This is a genomic window from Herbaspirillum sp. UBA812, assembly GCF_002296545.1.
Taxonomy (GTDB): Bacteria; Pseudomonadota; Gammaproteobacteria; order Burkholderiales; family Burkholderiaceae_D; genus Herbaspirillum; species Herbaspirillum huttiense.
Genome location: NZ_DBIC01000236.1, coordinates 1 through 896, shown reverse-complemented (window position 1 = coordinate 896; position 896 = coordinate 1). Strand labels below are relative to the sequence as shown.

Here is an 896-nt window from a genome sequence, read left to right as displayed (position 1 = left end):
CAGATTGGTCTGGTAGGCGATGTCATCGATGATGCCGATCTTGCTGGCGATCTGCTTCATCGCGGCCACGGTCTCGCGCACGGCTTCGCCGCCTTCGGTGGCCGCACTCGCCGAGAGGCTGGCGATGCCATCGGTGGTGCGGGCGTTATCGGCGTTCTGGGCGATGGTGGCGGTAATCTCTTCCACCGAGGCACTGGTCTCCTCGACATTGGCGGCCTGTTGCGAGGCATTGTGCGAGAGCGCCTGCGAGGACGAGGAAATCTCTTCGGAGGCCGAGGCCAGCGCACTGGCGGTGCCGCTGACATCGCCGATGACGTCGGTCCACTTGTTGACCATCTGCTGGGTGCTGTAAAGCACGCTGACCTTGTCGTTCTTGCGCAGCGGCACGATGACCGTCAGATCGCCTTCGGCCACGCGGCGCAGGACGCTCATGGCATCGCGCGGCTCGCCGCCGATCTGCGAGCGGATGGTGCGATAGGCAAACCCGAGGCAGGCGAACAGCACCACCACCGAGGCGGTCAGCAGCCAGAAGATCTTCTGTTCCAGTTCGGCATACTCGCGGCCGGCCCTGAGCACACGGGCCTGCGTGCGTTCGTCAACCTGGCGCAGGAAGTCATTGATCGGGGCCATCACGCGGCCGAACAGCGCACGATAGGTCTGGTCGAAGACCAGCTCCTGCGCCATGGCCTGGTTGGGCGCACCGACCACGGTGAACTTGCCCTCGCCATCATCGAACTCGCCCTTGACCGCATGGAAAGCGGTGATCTCGATGCGAGATAGCTGGTCGCCCAGCTTCAGGGCTTCCTGCATCTTGGCCAACTCCTGTTCGGTGAAACCGGCACGCTTCATCAGTTCGATCAGCGGGACCGTCTGGGCACCCGCCTCCACCGGCAGTT

General features: G+C 64.0%; 1 protein-coding gene. It reads right to left on the bottom strand.

The features are described from left to right. A partial coding sequence (locus B3873_RS15330) for a methyl-accepting chemotaxis protein (protein ID WP_414651547.1) occupies positions 1-896 on the bottom strand: 896 nt, incomplete at both ends.